At 37.9% G+C, this 17126-nt stretch carries 17 protein-coding genes; 5 read left to right on the top strand and 12 right to left on the bottom strand.

Annotated features, from left to right (window positions below):
• Positions 1–96: 96 nt before the first annotated feature.
• Together I6F50_RS19650 and I6F50_RS19645 are read right to left on the bottom strand one after the other, a co-directional pair.
• The gene (locus I6F50_RS19650; RefSeq protein WP_007580292.1) at positions 97–2274 is read right to left on the bottom strand and encodes a YgiQ family radical SAM protein; all 2178 of its coding nucleotides are present in this window, start codon (positions 2272–2274) and stop codon (positions 97–99) included.
• A 399-nt stretch (positions 2275–2673) separates the two neighbouring features.
• Positions 2674–4863: an EAL domain-containing protein gene (locus tag I6F50_RS19645; protein WP_197177090.1), complete on the bottom strand. Its 2190-nt coding sequence runs from the start codon at positions 4861–4863 to the stop codon at positions 2674–2676.
• A gap of 111 nt (positions 4864–4974) precedes the next feature.
• Here I6F50_RS19645 and I6F50_RS19640 point away from each other — a divergent pair, with 111 nt between their 5' ends.
• Both I6F50_RS19640 and I6F50_RS19635 read left to right on the top strand, forming a co-directional pair.
• On the top strand, positions 4975–5556 hold the full coding sequence (locus I6F50_RS19640; RefSeq protein WP_007580289.1) for an SRPBCC family protein: 582 nt from the start codon (positions 4975–4977) through the stop codon (positions 5554–5556).
• Positions 5525–6412 (top strand): TIGR03899 family protein, encoded by an 888-nt coding sequence (locus tag I6F50_RS19635; protein ID WP_024590186.1) that lies wholly within the window; start codon positions 5525–5527, stop codon positions 6410–6412. The genes I6F50_RS19640 and I6F50_RS19635 overlap by 32 nt, the downstream gene beginning before the upstream one ends.
• A 33-nt stretch (positions 6413–6445) precedes the next feature.
• Here the strand turns inward: I6F50_RS19635 and I6F50_RS19630 are convergent, their stop codons facing one another.
• From I6F50_RS19630 to I6F50_RS19585, 10 genes are all read right to left on the bottom strand, one after another.
• The gene (locus I6F50_RS19630) at positions 6446–7216 is read right to left on the bottom strand and encodes a TIGR04219 family outer membrane beta-barrel protein (RefSeq protein ID WP_197139776.1); all 771 of its coding nucleotides are present in this window, start codon (positions 7214–7216) and stop codon (positions 6446–6448) included.
• A gap of 3 nt (positions 7217–7219) precedes the next feature.
• Complete coding sequence (locus I6F50_RS19625; RefSeq protein ID WP_010554262.1) at positions 7220–8206, bottom strand: DUF2333 family protein; 987 nt, start codon at positions 8204–8206, stop codon at positions 7220–7222.
• Positions 8207–8214: 8 nt separating this feature from the next.
• A complete protein-coding gene (locus tag I6F50_RS19620) occupies positions 8215–8727 on the bottom strand; it encodes a copper chaperone PCu(A)C (protein ID WP_081709148.1) in 513 nt (170 codons plus the stop codon).
• A gap of 76 nt (positions 8728–8803) precedes the next feature.
• Positions 8804–9130, bottom strand: coding sequence for a hypothetical protein (locus I6F50_RS19615; protein WP_010554260.1), 327 nt, complete (start codon positions 9128–9130; stop codon positions 8804–8806).
• Positions 9131–9302: 172 nt separating this feature from the next.
• Positions 9303–9509, bottom strand: coding sequence for a PspC domain-containing protein (locus I6F50_RS19610; protein ID WP_008172691.1), 207 nt, complete (start codon positions 9507–9509; stop codon positions 9303–9305).
• A gap of 9 nt (positions 9510–9518) precedes the next feature.
• Positions 9519–10199 carry a PspA/IM30 family protein gene (locus I6F50_RS19605; RefSeq protein WP_197159589.1) on the bottom strand — a complete coding sequence of 227 codons (681 nt, stop codon included), beginning with the start codon at positions 10197–10199 and terminating at the stop codon, positions 9519–9521.
• 243 nt (positions 10200–10442) lie between these two features.
• Positions 10443–11375: a tRNA dihydrouridine(20/20a) synthase DusA gene (gene dusA, locus I6F50_RS19600; protein ID WP_231613046.1), complete on the bottom strand. Its 933-nt coding sequence runs from the start codon at positions 11373–11375 to the stop codon at positions 10443–10445.
• 674 nt (positions 11376–12049) lie between these two features.
• Entirely contained in the window at positions 12050–13726 is a 1677-nt protein-coding gene (locus I6F50_RS19595; RefSeq protein ID WP_231609594.1) for a methyl-accepting chemotaxis protein, read from the bottom strand.
• A gap of 56 nt (positions 13727–13782) precedes the next feature.
• On the bottom strand, positions 13783–14274 hold the full coding sequence (locus I6F50_RS19590) for a hypothetical protein (RefSeq protein WP_231613045.1): 492 nt from the start codon (positions 14272–14274) through the stop codon (positions 13783–13785).
• Positions 14275–14709: 435 nt separating this feature from the next.
• Positions 14710–15330, bottom strand: a complete 621-nt coding sequence (locus I6F50_RS19585; protein WP_101216903.1) for a MarC family protein — start codon at positions 15328–15330, stop codon at positions 14710–14712.
• A 95-nt stretch (positions 15331–15425) separates the two neighbouring features.
• Between I6F50_RS19585 and I6F50_RS19580 the strand changes: the two genes are divergently transcribed.
• The 3 genes from I6F50_RS19580 (at position 15426) to I6F50_RS19570 (ending at position 16831) form a co-directional block, all read left to right on the top strand.
• On the top strand, positions 15426–15863 hold the full coding sequence (locus I6F50_RS19580) for a transcriptional repressor (protein ID WP_007580267.1): 438 nt from the start codon (positions 15426–15428) through the stop codon (positions 15861–15863).
• Positions 15864–15938: 75 nt separating this feature from the next.
• Positions 15939–16406, top strand: coding sequence for a chemotaxis protein CheX (locus I6F50_RS19575; protein WP_166419386.1), 468 nt, complete (start codon positions 15939–15941; stop codon positions 16404–16406).
• Positions 16403–16831 carry a secondary thiamine-phosphate synthase enzyme YjbQ gene (locus tag I6F50_RS19570; protein WP_165721147.1) on the top strand — a complete coding sequence of 143 codons (429 nt, stop codon included), beginning with the start codon at positions 16403–16405 and terminating at the stop codon, positions 16829–16831. Before I6F50_RS19575 ends, I6F50_RS19570 begins: the two co-directional genes overlap by 4 nt.
• Positions 16832–17126: the final 295 nt, after the last annotated feature.

Genomic DNA, 17126 nt, shown 5'->3' with positions numbered 1-17126 from the left:
CACTACATAGGCTCCGCCTTGCCTAAAAACCAAACATACTGCTGCAAATTCACCCACCAAAGATCAACACGCCCTAGTTATTAATAGATTGAATCACTAACGTGTACTTTGACGATTACCGCCTACTTTTGGTTTAGTGTTTGCCTTTTTAAATTGGCTAAAACCGGTATGTCGCGTTAGTGCAGGACGTCCGCCTTTACTGCCACCTTTACCTGCTTTTTCATCACGCCCTTCTTCAGGCACTAAACAGTTAGGCCCTTTACCAATTAAATTAGCTTTACCCATTTTACGCAGTGCTTCACGTATCATCGGCCAACCTGCTGCATCATGGTAACGTAAAATAGCTTTATGTAATCTACGTTGGCGAGCACCTTTAGGTACTGGAACAACTTCTGTATTGTTTTTTATATTACGTAAAGAGTTCATTTCTGTGTGGTAAATAGTCGTCGCATTAGCCATCGGTGATGGGTAAAAATTTTGTACCTGATCAAGCTTAAAGTCGTTTGATTTAAGCCATAAAGCCATGTTTACCATGTCTTCATCTTTTGTCCCTGGGTGAGCAGATATAAAGTAAGGAATTAAATACTGCTTTTTACCGGCTTCTTTAGAGTACTTATCAAATAATTCTTTAAATTGATCGTACGCCCCCATACCTGGTTTCATCATTTTTGATAATGGACCATCCTCTGTATGCTCTGGGGCTATTTTTAAGTAGCCACCTACATGATGCGTTACTAATTCTTTAACGTAACGCGGGTCGCGTACAGCTAAGTCGTAACGAACTCCAGAAGCAATCAATACCTTTTTGATACCCTTAACTTCACGTGCTTTTTTATATAAGTCTATTGTTGGCGTATGATCTGTATCCATATGCTTACAAATTTCAGGATACACACATGATAAACGTCTACAGGTGCTTTCTGCCTTTTTGCTCGTACAACGCAGTTTATACATATTTGCAGTTGGACCACCTAAATCAGAAATAACACCAGTAAAACCGGGTACTTTATCTCTAATCTGTTCAATTTCTTCAATAATTGATTCTTGCGAACGGCTTTGAATAATACGCCCTTCATGCTCCGTAATTGAGCAAAACGAACACCCACCAAAGCAACCGCGCATAATATTAACTGACGTTTTTATCATGTCGTAAGCAGGAATTTTAGAGTCGCCGTAACTTGGATGAGGAATACGCTGATACGGTAAACCAAACACAGCATCCATCTCATGTGTTTCTAATGGGTATGCTGGCGGGTTTACCCAAATAGAACGATCGCCGTGTCGCTGAAACAGTGCTCTTGCACAACCAGGATTTGTTTCTTGATGTAGAATACGCGAAGCGTGGGCGTATAAAGGTTTGTTAACACTTACTTGCTCATAAGCAGGTAACTTAACATAGGTTTTTTCCCACGGTTTAGGTCGCGCAGGCTGAACCATAATTGGTTTTGCAGCTTCTGCCTTTAAGTCTATACCCGCTTGTTTAAATTCAGATTTACTACAGCCAACATCATCAGCACCGTATGGATTTGGAATTGGATCAATTTTACCAATTTTATCTATAGCGGTGGAGTCACTTCCACGCCAACCTGGTAAAGGTTCTTTTCTGATAACAGCCGTGCCGCGAATATCTTGAATAGTATCCATTGTTTCGCCTGCGGCAATACGGTGTGCAACTTCAACTAACGGACGCTCTGCGTTACCGTAAATTAAAATATCAGCTTTTGCATCAAACAAAATACTACGACGTACTTTTTCTTGCCAATAGTCGTAATGAGCTATACGACGAAGACTCGCTTCAATACCGCCAATAACAATTGGGATACCTTTGTATGCTTCACGGCATTTTTGCGAGTAAATCATTACGGCGCGATCTGGACGTTTACCACCTACGTTATCTGGCGTGTAAGCATCATCGTGGCGCATACGCTTTTCAGCTGTATAGCGGTTAATCATCGAATCCATGTTGCCAGCTGTTACACCAAAAAATAAATTCGGTCTGCCTAGTTCCATAAATGCATCTTTAGAGTCCCATGCTGGCTGGGCAATAATCCCCACTCTAAAGCCTTGCGCTTCAAGTACACGGCCAATTACCGCCATACCAAAACTAGGATGATCAACGTACGCGTCGCCACTAATTATTATTATGTCGCAGCTATCCCAGCCAAGTGCATCCATTTCTTCACGTGTAGTTGGTAAAAATGGCGCGGTGCCATAACATTCAGCCCAGTATTTAGGGTATGAAAATAAGGCGCGCTTAGCTTTGAGTGTGCTCATAATTGTGGCCGTAGAATAACAAAAGGCGCGAATTATACCCTACTAAATTGTTTATATATACAAAGTAGTCAAAGCATATCGCGCCTTAAATTCTAAATCGTTCATTAGGGCGTGTTGATCTTTGTGGATTGAAATTTGTTCAATCTAGGGGCGATTTAATCGCGGCGCGAGGTTTGTAACCTAGCGGGCTAAGTAAAAACCGAGCAACAAAGAGTTAATCGTCCCTAGAAAGAACCCAAAGGGCAGCGCATGTTTGGCATTTATGCTGCGTTATCGCCTATTTATGGGGAACAACCACACTACATAGGCTCTGCCTTGCCTAAATACCAAACAATCTGCTGCAAAATTAATCACAAAAGTTCAACACGCCCTAACTTAAATAATAATAAGTTAATCTTTTTAGCGTTTATTTATAAATTCTATTAATTCATTTTCAGGCATGGGTTTAGCATACATAAAACCTTGTACTTCATCGCATCCTAAATTTTTTAAGAACTGGGCTTGCTCTTGTGTTTCGACCCCTTCAGCAATCGTTTTTAAGCCCAACTTAGCACCAAGAGATATAACTAAGGCAGCAATAGCGCCAGTGTCATCATTTGGTAAATCTTTAATAAATGCACGATCTATTTTCAACCGATCCAAAGGTAAACTTTGAATGTAACTCAGCGACGAAAAACCAGTACCAAAGTCATCAATAGCAACTTCCATTCCGAGTTCTTTTAGCTCGCTTAGCGTACTAATAACCGTTTCCAGCTCATCCATTACTACGCTCTCGGTGATTTCTAGTTCTATGTTTTTTGGCTTAACACCATATTTTAACAATGTATTTTTAACAGTTTTCGCATAACCTTTTACTTTAAACTGTGGAACAGACACATTAACAGCAATACAAATTTCTGTGCCCATATTTTCTAGGCGCTTTTGCTGTTGGCAAGCTTGTTCTAATACCCACTGCCCTATATCAACAATTAAGCCCGCATCCTCTGCAAGTGGCACAAATACAGCCGGTGATATATACACGCCATCACCTGCCGGCCAGCGTAATAATGCCTCACATCCAATTAGCGATAAGTCATCTAGTGCAAGTTGAGGTTGGTACCATACCTCTAATTTATTTCGAGCAAAGTCATGACGTAACTGCCTAATAATCCCTATCCGCCAAGCCATCTTATCTTGCATATCAATATTGTAATAAACGCCTTCTTTATGCTTTGCTTTTTTAGCTTGGTCAAGTGCAATATAAGCAACTTTCAGTGTATCAATACCGCTACTTTGAAAGTCTTGTTGTTGGCATAAGCCCACTCTAAAATCGATAGGGAGTAAATGTTCTTCTGCGTAAAATGAAATACCTAATTGCTCATTCAACTTTTTTAAGTCAAATTCGTCTTGGCGAATAATAAAACCAAAAACATCAGCGCCAATACGTGATAGTAATTTAGCTGTTGGGTAATTTTCTCTTAACCTTTGCACAATGCCAATTAATACTTTATTGCCGACCTCTTGCCCTAAGCCGTTATTAATATCTGCAAAATTAACTACATCAAGTAATACAAATACATGATCGTTCACGTGTGGCTTTTGATAACTCACCACACGCTCAATAAAGTTAGTACGATTTGAAATACCAGTAAGCACATCTTTATAAGCAGCATCTCTTAACTTTACAAATAACCTTATGTTATCAAGTGCTACACTTACATTAGTTAAGAAAATTTCAGCAAATTGTAGCTGTGCTTGTAAGGGAATGTGGTCGCACTCTATATATAAAGCCGCTTTTCGATGCTTACTTTTTAATATAAATGTTGAACTTGAGTCTATGTGTTGGTGCTTTGACAAACCAAAACACGACTCAACTTGTTCAAATACTTTGCTATCAACATTAATTAATTTTTTACCAAAATAGCTTTCGTAATGCCCGCAACCACCTAAGACCTGAATAAAATCATCGCCATCTAACTTACTGCAAACAAGCCCTCTAGGTGAACATTTTAAAATAATACTCATGTGCTTGATGATTTCTTTGCATAATTGCTTAACATCAGTAAGTCCTAAAATAGACTTTGATGCTGAAACAATCGTGTTCATTGCATCACTTTGATATTCAAGCTGACATACCTGCTCGTATGAGCGAATAGCGGTTATAAGCGAAGTTACTAACTTAGAACGAGTCAGCTCTGTTTTCGTTTTATAGTCATTTATGTCGTATTCTCGTATTACTTTTTCTTCTGGTGTAATACCTGCTTGCCCTGTTCTTAAAATAATTCTTACATGCTGATTATTTAATTCGTCACGCACCCTTTTTACAACCTGCAAACCGGCATCGTCAGTTTCCATAACAACGTCTAAAAAAATAACCGAAATATTTTTATTTTTAGCTAGCACTTCTATTGCTTCTGCACCCGAATAAGCATCGTGAAATCGCAAGCCAGCCCCTAAAAACTCAACGCCAGACAAAGCTAATTTTGTTACAGAATGAATCTCAGGTTCGTCATCAACAATTAAAATATCCCAAAACTTAGTCTGCTCAACAACAGCATCGTCTTCAAAATCTTGTTCAAAAAATAAAAAATCGTTTTGATCTGACGACATTCGCTCTCCTAAGTAGCAATCAATAAATTATTTTTGGTTTATAATCTAATTCATACTATAGTCGATTAATAAAAAGTTGTTGTATTTCAACTTGAAAAACTAATAAAAGGTGTGCTTATTAAACCATTAAAAATATTAATCAAATGCGTACTGTTATTACTATTAGTATTGGCACTGGTAGGGCTAATACTGCCTCAAAGTTATAGTGTAAATAAAACAATCGAAATTAATGCCAATCTTAAAGTAATAAAGCCGCTTATCACCGACTTTAGCCAATGGCAAAAATGGTCTCCATGGGAAAAAGTAGACCCCAGCATACGTTTTACTTTGGGCGAACCCAGTTCTGGCCTAGGGGCTCATCAGTCTTGGAAAGGAAAATGGGGGTATGGTGAAATGATCATAACTTCGGTAAGCCAAAATAAAGTCAGCTTCAACATACTTTTAAATGCTGAACATATTATTAGAGGCACTTTTAACCTTAGCGAGCAAAACGGTATAGTTACGTTAATATGTAATATTAAAGGTCAAACAACTGCTCCTTTAATATCTGGTTACACTGCAATTTTGAGCGAGTACGTACTCAGTAATACAGTTTCACTGGGTTTAAATAACCTTCAAACTGTTGCACAGCTTAGTGATCCACAAAGGATAATGCACAGTCATGACAGTCAAAACAGCACAGGCGAGAATTAATCTTGCCAACATCATCGAGTCCTTGCTTGGTTACCCTATAACAAAAGTAGGTAGTAACGGTGTACTACCTACTAACGAGCAAAGTTACGATATTAAGGGCAAAATTAAGCCGCTTTATCATATCAACAGTGAAAACTCTGTTTTAGCTCGCGCTCAAAAGCGCCAAGATTTATTACTCATTAAACAACAACAAAATATAGAATCAATTTTAGCAGTGGCTATGGGATTTTGCCCTGATGTAGCAAGTAGTAAACAGCCCGATGTTGATTGGGTAGAGCATTTTATAGCTCTGTGTGAAGATACTTCTAATGAATCAATGCAAATTTTATGGGCAAAAATTTTAACAGGAGAAACACTCAATCCTGGTACGTTTTCAATTAAAAGCCTACAAACTTTAAAGCATATGACACAGCGAGAAGCAGACTCTTTGCAAAAATGTGTGTCGCTCTCAGGCTATAACGAAAAAGACGACAGCCACTTTATATTACTCGGCTTTTACAAAAAACCATCGTTGTTTGATTTGCTACGAAAAGGCAATAAAGTATCTTTAAATTTAGGAAAAACGGGTATTAGCTTTCCTGATATTTTAACGCTCATGGATCTTAATTTACTGTATAGAAAAGAAATTGAATCTGCAGTGCTTAAAGCGGGGCAAGAACTTACCCTTTCATTTTTATCGCAAAAAGTAACGTTAAAAGCAAAGAGTAGTGATTTGGTATTAAGCTATTACAAATTTACTCAAACAGGTGATGAGCTATCTAAACTCATTAATTTCCCTGTCAATAAGGTCTATAAGCAGTTGATTAATAATGCGCTAGAGGGAGAGTTTGATTTAGCGTGGCACGCAATAAAATAATATGCCACGCTTCATTTAATTAGAAAATACTAATTAAAAATGAACCTGAATACCCGCAAATGGGCCAGATGCATCAATATCAGTAGTAATATCATCTACATCATCAAGTTCTAATACCATAGAGCGGTAACCGGCTTTAACAGCAACATCTACTGCTAGGTTATCAATAAGTTCCCACGCTACGCCTACTTGGTAATCTTGTACTTTACTATCGTCAATAGCCAAAAAGCTACCTTCAAAAAATACACTTAAACCAGTAAATGGTAAGCCAGCTTCGGCACGGCCGTATGCAAGAGGAACAAAACCAGAGAAGTCTTTGGTTTCGGTAAAGTTAGTACCACCATTTTGGGTAGTGCCGCTTACAACAATATCACCGTCAAACTGTTTAGCATTTAAACCTAGGTCTATTGAAATTAAGTCATTATCAAAAATTTCATAATAAAAAATATAATCAATATGCGTTAAATCACTTACCGTATTTACAGTAGAACCAACAACATAATCAGAACCATTAAAGCTAAATGTATCTGTAAGCAGCGCAGAACCATTTAACTCAAGCTCTGTATACCTTAATTTGATATTTGGTACTAACGGCACTGGGTGCTCAAGCGCCGCGTAATAACTTACAAAAGTCTCATCTTCAAAATTAAAATCTTGAGATGCATTATTTTTGTAAGAAAATTGGCCATCGTTATCTGATTTCCATCCATCAACACCTACGTATAAACCTAGTAGAGTGTCAGCTTGCGCTGCTGGTGCTAAACATGCCATTGAAAGGGCTGCTGCTAAACAATACTTTTTCATTTTTTATCCTTGAGCTAGTAGTTCGCTAAGTTCGATTAAAGCCGCATTGGCTCTAGAAATATAATTTGCCATAACTAAAGAGTGGTTAGCAACATAGCCAAAACCATTCCCGTTTAAAATAAGTGGGCTCCATACTGTTTCTTGAGTTGCCTCAAGTTCACGTATGATTTGTTGAACGCTTACACGTGCATTTTTCTTTTCAAGTACATCATTAAAGTCATACTCTATCGCTTGTAAAAAATGCAGTAACGCCCAAGTAGCACCGCGCGACTCGTAAAACACGTCGTCGATTTCTAACCACGGTGTTCTTACTTGCTGCTGCAGTGGAGCAAGAGTTGCTTGTTTATTAGATGAATTACCCGCTAAATCGGTGTTCACTTTTTCTTGCCCTACACTGGCACTTAAACGCTGACTTAAGCTACCTAAACGTTTTTCAGCTTCTTTAAGCCAACTACGTAAGTTATCTGCTCGTGCGTAAAATTGGCTATCGCGCTCATGCTCGTTAGCAATTTGTCCACGATATACCATTAAATAATCAATACCTTTTTGATACTCACCTTCAGCACTTGGCCATGCCCATGCTTCAGAGCTTATATTAAACTGTGGCTGCGCCTTTTTAAGTGCTTCATGCTCAGTAGACTGTGATTGCGAACGGCTAAAATCTTTTCGCATAGAAAGCGACAAATCACGCACCATTTCTAGCGCGCCATATTCCCACGCCGGCATATCATCCATAATAATACTTGGTGGTATTACATCATTTGATAAGTAGCCACCGGGTTTATCTAGTAAGGTATTTGCTACTGTAATTAATGTAGAAGTCGTTACATAACCCGTAACTATTTTTTCATTACGAAGCTGCGCTTGCTCTTTGGCGTTTGCAACAACATCAAAACGTGAAGGCTCAGTGCTCCAATAAACAGCAATTGCGTAAAATATGATAAGCAGTAAAACAACTATTCCTGCTATTTTTCCTTTGTGTTGCGACATGTGTACTCCTAGTGATGAGCGTGTTGAGTAGATGGTTTTGACTGCGTAGCTTGCGCTTCAAGCGACACGACTTGAGCATTAGTGAACAAGCGATTACCGTCACTAAAATATAGCGTGAGTTTGCGTTCTTGCCCTACTTTTAATGGCTCTTGTGGTTCAAATACCATTAAATGATAACCCCCAGGTTGAAAACTGACACTTTCGTGCGCTTTAATTTCAACTGATTCAACTTGTTGCATTTTCATCATGCCGTCTACATGTGAATGCTCGTGTATTTCAACACGCCCTAAGCCATCAATAGTTGCCTTAGTTAAAGTTGCTGCGGCTCCACTGTGATTTATCAGCGTTAAATAACCTACAGTTGAAGTACTGCCAGGTAAAAACTCTCTAATTTGCGCGTTAGTTACTTCGAGCACAGCCACATCAGAACCATGATCGTGCCCTGAGTGCGCCGCCAACGATGACGAAAAAAAACTAAATATTAATGCAGAAGCCATCGAAAAACATAGTTTCGTCATCATTCTTATCCTTATGAAAACTTTAAATTACAGGCTAAATTTAACATAGTTAACCTATAATAGTCAGTCAAATTAAGGATTAAGAGGCTACTTTTTTGTTATCGGCAACAAGCCAGCACAACACTGCAACAAATAGTAACGGCCATGCAATCATTATAGATCCGAATAAAAGCGCTAAAACAGTCCCTGCTAATGCCACTACACCCGCACCAACTAATCCCATAGTAATTAAAGCCACTACAGCAACTACAGCAACAATTGCGGCCAAAGCACCTACAAGCTCAAGCCCAGCCCAGCTAATATCAGCAATCCATAACGGCAACTGCCAAGAATCAATCTGCACAAACGTTATTAAATCAGTAAACAGTAATAAATAGATAATTACACATACTGCCAAAGCTTTCATAGTAATTCTCCTTATACCAACCGGCTTATATATGAGGTCGATTTAACGATAAGAAAATTGCGCTATAACTAGGCAAAAATTTTTATATCTAGTTGTTCTAAATAAAAATTTTTAACAACGTTATAGAGTGATTTAATTCGTTAAATTGTTCAAATATTTATGCCTATTGGTATTAATACTCTTTATTTTCAAGGCAGCAATGCGCTATAAAATAACCAAGTGCAATTGCAAACGGAAAACTCAAAAATAATAAAATAGTAACTACGCGTGTTGCCCATACAGGAAAGTCCAATCTATGAGCTAAACCACTACACACACCCGATATTTTTTTATTTAGAGTATCTTTATACCAACCTCGTTGACGATTAAAGCTGTTCATAGCAATCTCCTAAGCAGTTTGTTTTAAATTAGTATTTAAGTCCGCTTTTAAGCGAGCCAGTTCAGCATCAATTTTTTCATTTTTAACTAACGACTCAATTTGGGCACTCATAGAGCTTGCTGTATCAGTCAGCTCATAAGCCTCTACTTGAGCTTCAATACCTTCAACACGCTGCTCTATTTGTTCAAAACGAGACAACGCATGAGCTACTTTATCGCTTTGTAGTTGCGTACTGATTCGCCCTCTAGCAATAGCAACATTATGACGCTGCATTAACTGAGCTTGCTTAGTTTTAGCCATAGCCATTTTTTGCTGCAGACGCTCACAATCAGACTTAATTTTTGCAATAGACTCTTGCAGTGTTTCTAGTTGAGTTTGCTTCTTTTCAATGCTTTCGTTAACGCGCTGCTTTTCAAGTAAGGCAGACTTAGCAAGGTCATCACTGCCCTTCTCAACCGCACGTTCTGCTTTAATTTGCCAAGCTGCTAATTCTGTTTTTTTAGTATCAATTTGGCGATTAATTATTTTCTCTTCACACAATAAAGCGGCTGCTGTACTACGGCACTCATTCAACGCATCTTGCATCTCGGTAAGCATCAAGTTTAAAAGTTTTTCTGGGTCTTCTGCTTTATCAAGCATAGCGACAATGTTTGATTGAATTACATCATTTACGCGGTTAAATATTCCCATGGTATTCTCCTGTTGATTTTTAATTAATTTCAACAAGGAGAGTCCAAGAGTTGTGCCAAGTTCATCAAAAAAAAATAAAGCATTTAAAATCATAGTGGTAAATAACAAGCACTCTAGTTTTTAGTGACTTCCAGCTGAACAGCATAGAGTGTAATTGGCCAATAAATCATGCTTTTGACTAATATTTAGGATCAAAAAAGCCACTCGAAAGTGGCTTAAATTTAGAACTTTTAAAGCTTAGCTTTATTCTGGTACAAAGCTTAATGCTTTATCCATTACCGATAAATCAGCTTGCTTACCATGACCACTTTCAGAAAGATGGCGTCTAAAACCTCGTGCACCAGGCTGCCCCTGAAAAATACCGAGCATGTGACGTGCAATATGCCAAAAATTAGCACCCAAACGCATTTCTTCTTCAATGTAGCTGTACATTGAGCGCACTACGTCGTGGCGTGATTGTGTGTTTGCAGCATCACCATAAATTTTCTCATCAACGTCATTGAGCATAAATGGGTTACTGTAAGCTTCACGCCCAATCATTACACCATCAATATGTTGTAGATGTTCTAGGCTCTGCTCAATTGTTTTAACGCCGCCATTTAGGCTTAAGTCTAGCTGCGGATAATCTTTTTTAAGTTGATAAACACGTGGGTAATCAAGCGGTGGGACTTCACGATTTTCTTTTGGGCTTAAACCATTAAGCCATGCTTTACGAGCATGAATAATAAAATCATCACATCCTACTTTATAAGACGCTTCAATAAGCGCACATAAAAACTCATACGAATCTTGCTCATCAATACCAATACGCGTTTTAACAGTTACAGGAATACTTACTTCGTTTTTCATTGCTGCAACACACTCAGCAACTAATTGAGGCTCAGCCATTAAGCATGCGCCAAATCGACCATTTTGAACTCTGTCTGACGGGCAACCTACATTTAAATTTATTTCGTCATAGCCACGCTCACCTGCCAGTTTTGCACATTGCGCAAGCGCTTTAGGATCAGAGCCACCAAGTTGCAGTGCAACTGGGCCTTCGTGTTTATTAAAATGTAAGTAGTCGCCTCGACCAAATAAAATAGCCCCTGTGGTTATCATTTCTGTATAAAGCACAGTATGTTTAGTCATTTTGCGATGAAAAGTACGACAATGGCGATCAGTCCAATCAAGCATTGGTGCCACAGAAAAGCGTCTATCCAAAGTACATTTATTCAAAGCAAACCTCAGGGTATTAAAGTTATTAAGCACAGCTTAAAAGGCGCTGCATTTTACACAAAAGCCTAGCGAGCATCAATGTAAAGAAAACACCTAAAAACCAAAATAATAATCTACACCAATTAAAATAAACCATATGACTCTGCTAAAGCCCATTTACCTGTGAGGTTAAACTTTCAACAGCTATGTTTATTTTTAGGTAAGGCAAAGTCTACGTGATGTGGCTACCCCTATAAATAGGCGATAACGCAGTATAAATACCAAACAGATGTTGCCCTTTGGATTCGCCCTTGGGGCGATTTACCTTTGTAGCCTACATAGGTTTAGATTAGGGACATTAACAGAACACAAAAACTTTGCCCCGTTTTTTAGCGAGCCCACAAGGTTACAAACCTCACGCCGCGATTAATTCCCCTAGATAAAACAAATCTTAAAACTGAATATTTAACAGGCTCAATATATTAACGCGACTATTATTGATTAATTTGTCTGTGCGGCAATAATGAAACTAATACAACTGCAGCAAGACAAGCACATAACCATATTTCATAAAGCGATTATCTACCTTAGGGATATATTTTTTGACGAGCAATAATTCGATTCCATTAACGCCGCTAAGCCAAAAATATAATTTAAACTTTAAATTTATTTAAATTCACTCTTAAATTTGCGATGTATCGGGCAATACTTTCATTCGCTTCTGATGTATTTTTTGCACCTGTAGACGTTTCTATTGCAATGTTAGTAATATTAATCAGGTTTTGATTTATTTCACTTACAACAGCAGATTGCTCTTCTGCTGCGGTAGCAATCTGTAAGTTTAAGTCTGTAATTTCATTAACAGCGATGGCTGAGTTGGCAAATATTTCTGACGTTTGAGTACTTTTTTGCAGGCACTCGTCAGCACTATTAATGCCTTTATTCATACTAATAACCGCATTTTTAGCTTCGCTTTGTAAGCGAGTAACCAGTCCTTGTATATCAATGGTTGAAACCTGCGTTCGTTGAGCAAGCGCTCTCACTTCATCCGCAACTACTGCAAAGCCTCTACCAGTATCACCAGCGCGTGCAGCTTCTATAGCCGCATTTAAAGCAAGTAAGTTAGTCTGTTCGGCAATGCTTTGTATTGTGTCTAAAACACTACCAATGCTGTTCGTTTCAGTAACAAGGCACTCTATTACAGTGCTTGCTTCATCTATTTCTTGAGCTAAACGCTGAATAACAACTTTTGCTTGTGAAGCTTCTAATTTCCCCTTTGATACACGCTCTTTAACTGCTTCAGTTACGTCCGATGCATTTTGGGTATTACTAGCAACCTCTTGGGTAGTACAATTCATTTCCTCTACAGCGGTTGAAACCATTTCTGTCTCAGCTCTTTGCATTTCAACATTAACGACTGTTTCTTGCATTACAGTTACAGCAAACTTTGATGATTCATCTAATTGGGAGAGGTGTATATTAGCCTCGTTTATTGTTTCTCTTAGCATTAGTAAAAATTTATTAAATGCTCTCGCTGTATCTCCAGTTTCATCACCAGCGCTCTCGTCAAGTTTTAAAGTTAAATCACCATCGCCATCAGCTATTTCAATCAATCTATTTTTTAGCTTATTCACTGGTAAAGCAATTGCTCGACTGATCAAATATGATAAAGCAACGCCAACAATGACGGAGAATATAAATATATAAAGAATAAAATGAATACCTTGTTTTTCATCATTTTCAGCTTGGAGCGCTGAATTTAAGGTAAATTTTTGGATCTGGGACAGTAAAGCTATAAGCTTTTTATCGAATTTATCTTCCGCAACCTCTATTGATTTTACTTTATTACTCACACTAGAAACGGTCTGCGTTTTAGTCATCTCAATAACATCACTAATACTCACAGCAATACTTTGATACTCTTTATTTAAAAGCTTTAAATCGCTCGCGAGAGACTTAAAACTCAATTTCGCTTTTTCACTATGCAATTTATCAATTGAGTCAGTGACAAATTTTTCTGACTTATCAAATTCACTCTTAATTTTCTGTGTTAATGAAGTGAGTTTTTGCTCAATTTCTGCATTGTCACCCTCTGGATTTAAACTTACCTGTAATAAAGCTCGCTGAAATAATATTGTCTGTTCTAATTTATGCTCAGACATTTTAGAAAGCATATTGCTAAGCGGTATATCTCGCTCAGCTATATCAACTAGCTCTATACCAATTTTATTCATTTGTATTAAAGATATAACTCCGATCACAAACATTAGTAGTATTTGTGATACCCCTAGAAGGTATATTTTACTTGTAATAGACAATTTATTTAACATTTCAGACCTCTTAATAATTTAGGTTTAACCTAACTCTACAGTTACAAGTCAACACATTAAAAAGGTCTGGTAATAGCTAAACCCACAACAATTGCTTCTTCATTATCAATAAAATCAACAGCTATAGTGGGTGCAATTCCAAAATCTCCTATATGAAAATCATAAGCAGAACTTATGCGGTATAAATTTTCATTATGAGGGTGAGCTCCGCCAATTCTCTCCTCACCATAGCCCACACCTAAACGTATACTTTTGGTTGGATGATAATAAAGCGAAGCCAAAGCGACAGCAGTACCATCGCCATGATGAGCATCGTTTGTACGCTCAAATATCACCCCAGCGCCCCAAGCTTGAGTAAACTTATATTCATATTCAACACCAAACGTAAACTCAGTCTCACTATCAAAATGTGTAGTACCAATAAAAAAACCAGGAATATGCTTTACCTCATCACTGGCTTGAGCAATTGGAGCTAAAAAAGTTAATAAACATACCGTGAGCTTTACAGTTTTATTTTTCATAATTTTCTCTTTTAAATAAGGAAACAAAAAAACTCCCACACTACATCACCGTCAGTATTCCTTATAACAAAGCTAAAATGTAATAACTAAATAAACTGTTAAAAAAAATTTATTTCATATGTGGGGCAATATCACTAGTAAATATAGGAAGGGTTGCTTACTTAGTAAAATTTTTTATGAAATCATTCAAGACTATAAATGACGCAGTTTTATTTATATGAAACATGCTTATTTTTGCTGGGTGGGGTAACTCTTATCACTAATCACGATAGCAACATAGATTGAGGGCTATATTAATACCTATTCTCTGTACAGCACTCTATAGAAAGAAGTAAGGGAACACTTAAAAAACGTTGAGAGGAAGCTACGAAGATATTAAGTCGTCATTAGATCATAATGATCGCCAAAAACCCAGAACAGCAATATAGCGTAACGCCTTGCACCTCTAAGTAGGGACTACTTTTAATTAAATACCTGCAAGCCAAAATAATGGGCTATGCCATTTAAAATATTGGTAACCGCAACCGAGCTTAAAATAAGCCCCATAATTCTACTTATTATACTTGCACCACTATCACCAATTAATTTATGTACATGCGTTGCAAGCAGTAACAAAACCAGTACAACCGCTAATACAGCAAGCATCATTGAAGACGTTAGTAATTGCTCAACCCAGGTATATTCTTCATTACGAGTCATTAATACGGCGCCTAACATAGCGCCAGGGCTCGCGATAGACGGAATCGCAAGCGGAAAAATAGCGGTTTCAGTGCTGTCGCGTACACTTTTAATTTCGGCTTCAGGTTTACTTTCACCAAATATCATTGAAAGCGCAAAAATAAGTAATATGATACCGCCGGCTATTTGAAAAGCCGAAAGTGGAATTTCAATTGCGTTAAGTAATTGCTCACCTGCGAGTACAAAAAATAAGAGCACTAATGCAGATACGCCTACCGCTTTAAATATAACTTTACGTTTAAATTTCTCATCATCACCACGTGTGACTGCAATAAATACAGGTACAGTGCCAATGGGGTCAATAACCGCAAAAAAGAAAATAAATATAGCCAATAGTTCGTGCATTACTGGGTTTCCTAGGTAAAAAGCGCTTAATAAAAACGCTGCAACTACAACACAGTATGTTAGTATATCACGGTAGCATAAGGATAAGAGTAATGATGAATATAGAATCACTCGTAAGTAAAGCAAAACAAGTTTGTGACAACCGTGGTGCGCGTTTTACGCCTATCCGCGAGAAAGTATTTCGTCTATTAGCCAGTGCACAAGGTGGTGTTGGTGCATACGATTTGCTTGAGCAATTAAAAGTAACTGAAACAGGTGCTAAACCTGCAACTATTTATCGTGCATTAGACTTTTTAGCTGAACTAGGTTTTATTCATAAAATTGAAAGCACAAATGCATTTATGCTGTGCCATCATTTTGATCATATTCACCCGGTACAATTATTAATTTGCGATACATGTGGCTTTGTTAAAGAATTACACTCGAGTGTAATTTCGCATGAGCTTAATAATCTAGCTGCCGAAGGTGGCTTTGTCGTATCAGGGCAAACAATAGAAGCACATGGTAAATGTGAATCTTGCAGAGCATCATAATCCTTCAAAGTTATCCTTAGTGACTATACTCAAACTATATAGTCATTTCACAGAACAAATTTAAGAGTAGCCACTATGAATGTAGAATTCATCAATCCTTTTTTATCTTCTTTAATTAATGTTTTAAGCACTATGGCTCAAACTCAATTGAAGCCGGGTAAACCTCGCATTAAAACTGATGAGATAGCCTGTGGTGATGTATCAGGTTTGATTGGTATGGTTGGCCCGCAAACTCGTGGATCGTTTTCAATTACGTTTGATGAAGAGTTAGCGTTGACCATTATGGAACGTATGCTTGGCGAACGCCCTGATACCATAGATGAAGAAGTTACCGATATGGTTGGCGAAATAACCAACATGGTAACTGGTGGTGCTAAAAATTTACTTGGCGAGAAAGGCTTCGACTTTGATATGGCAACGCCTATTGTGGTATCGGGTAAAGGTCATACAATTACTCATAAAAGCCAAGGTAAAAAGATCATCATGCCATTTAGCTGTGACGCAGGTAATGCAAACATTGAAGTTAGCTTCGATAAACTATGAGTTGGCAGCAAAAGCAAATTACATTAAAACCTCGCCTGCGAGGTTTTCATATAATTGATGGCGAAATATTATCTCAACTTCCTGAACTGGCGAGTTACAAAATAGGCTTGTTACATTTATTTATTCAGCATACCTCAGCGAGCCTTACAATAAACGAAAATGCAGATCCCACTGTTCGTATGGACATGGAGAGCCATTTCAATAAATTCGTTCCTGAGCGTCAACCTTACTACCGCCACGATTATGAAGGTGATGACGACATGCCCGCGCATATTAAAACCAGTACGTTAGGCTGCGAGCTAAGTATTCCTATTTCAAATGGTTATTTAGCGTTAGGTACATGGCAAGGCATTTATTTAGGTGAACATCGTAACTCAGGCGGAGCTAGACGTATTATAGCAACTATTCAGGGGGAGCTATTTTAACAAAAGCTTCAGGTTTCAAAGTATTAGCTCTTCTGTACCTCACTCATACCTCATAACTTCAAAGTACGACACCTTTCTTGTGGCGCGAAGCGATAGCTTCTAACAACCAAAACTTCAATGCTGAATATTGCACATAGAATAAAGTAGATAAGAGAGATTTTAAATTATAATTTTATTTATGATTTTTAATATAGAAAATTTTGAAAGGATATAAAAAGATTGGAGCGGTACACGAGGCTCGAACTCGTGACCTCGACCTTGGCAAGGTCGCGCTCTACCAACTGAGCTAGTACCG

This window comes from Pseudoalteromonas sp. NZS127_1 (assembly GCF_015864295.1).
GTDB lineage: Bacteria > Pseudomonadota > Gammaproteobacteria > Enterobacterales > Alteromonadaceae > Pseudoalteromonas > Pseudoalteromonas arctica.
This window is presented reverse-complemented; position numbering and strand designations above follow the sequence as displayed.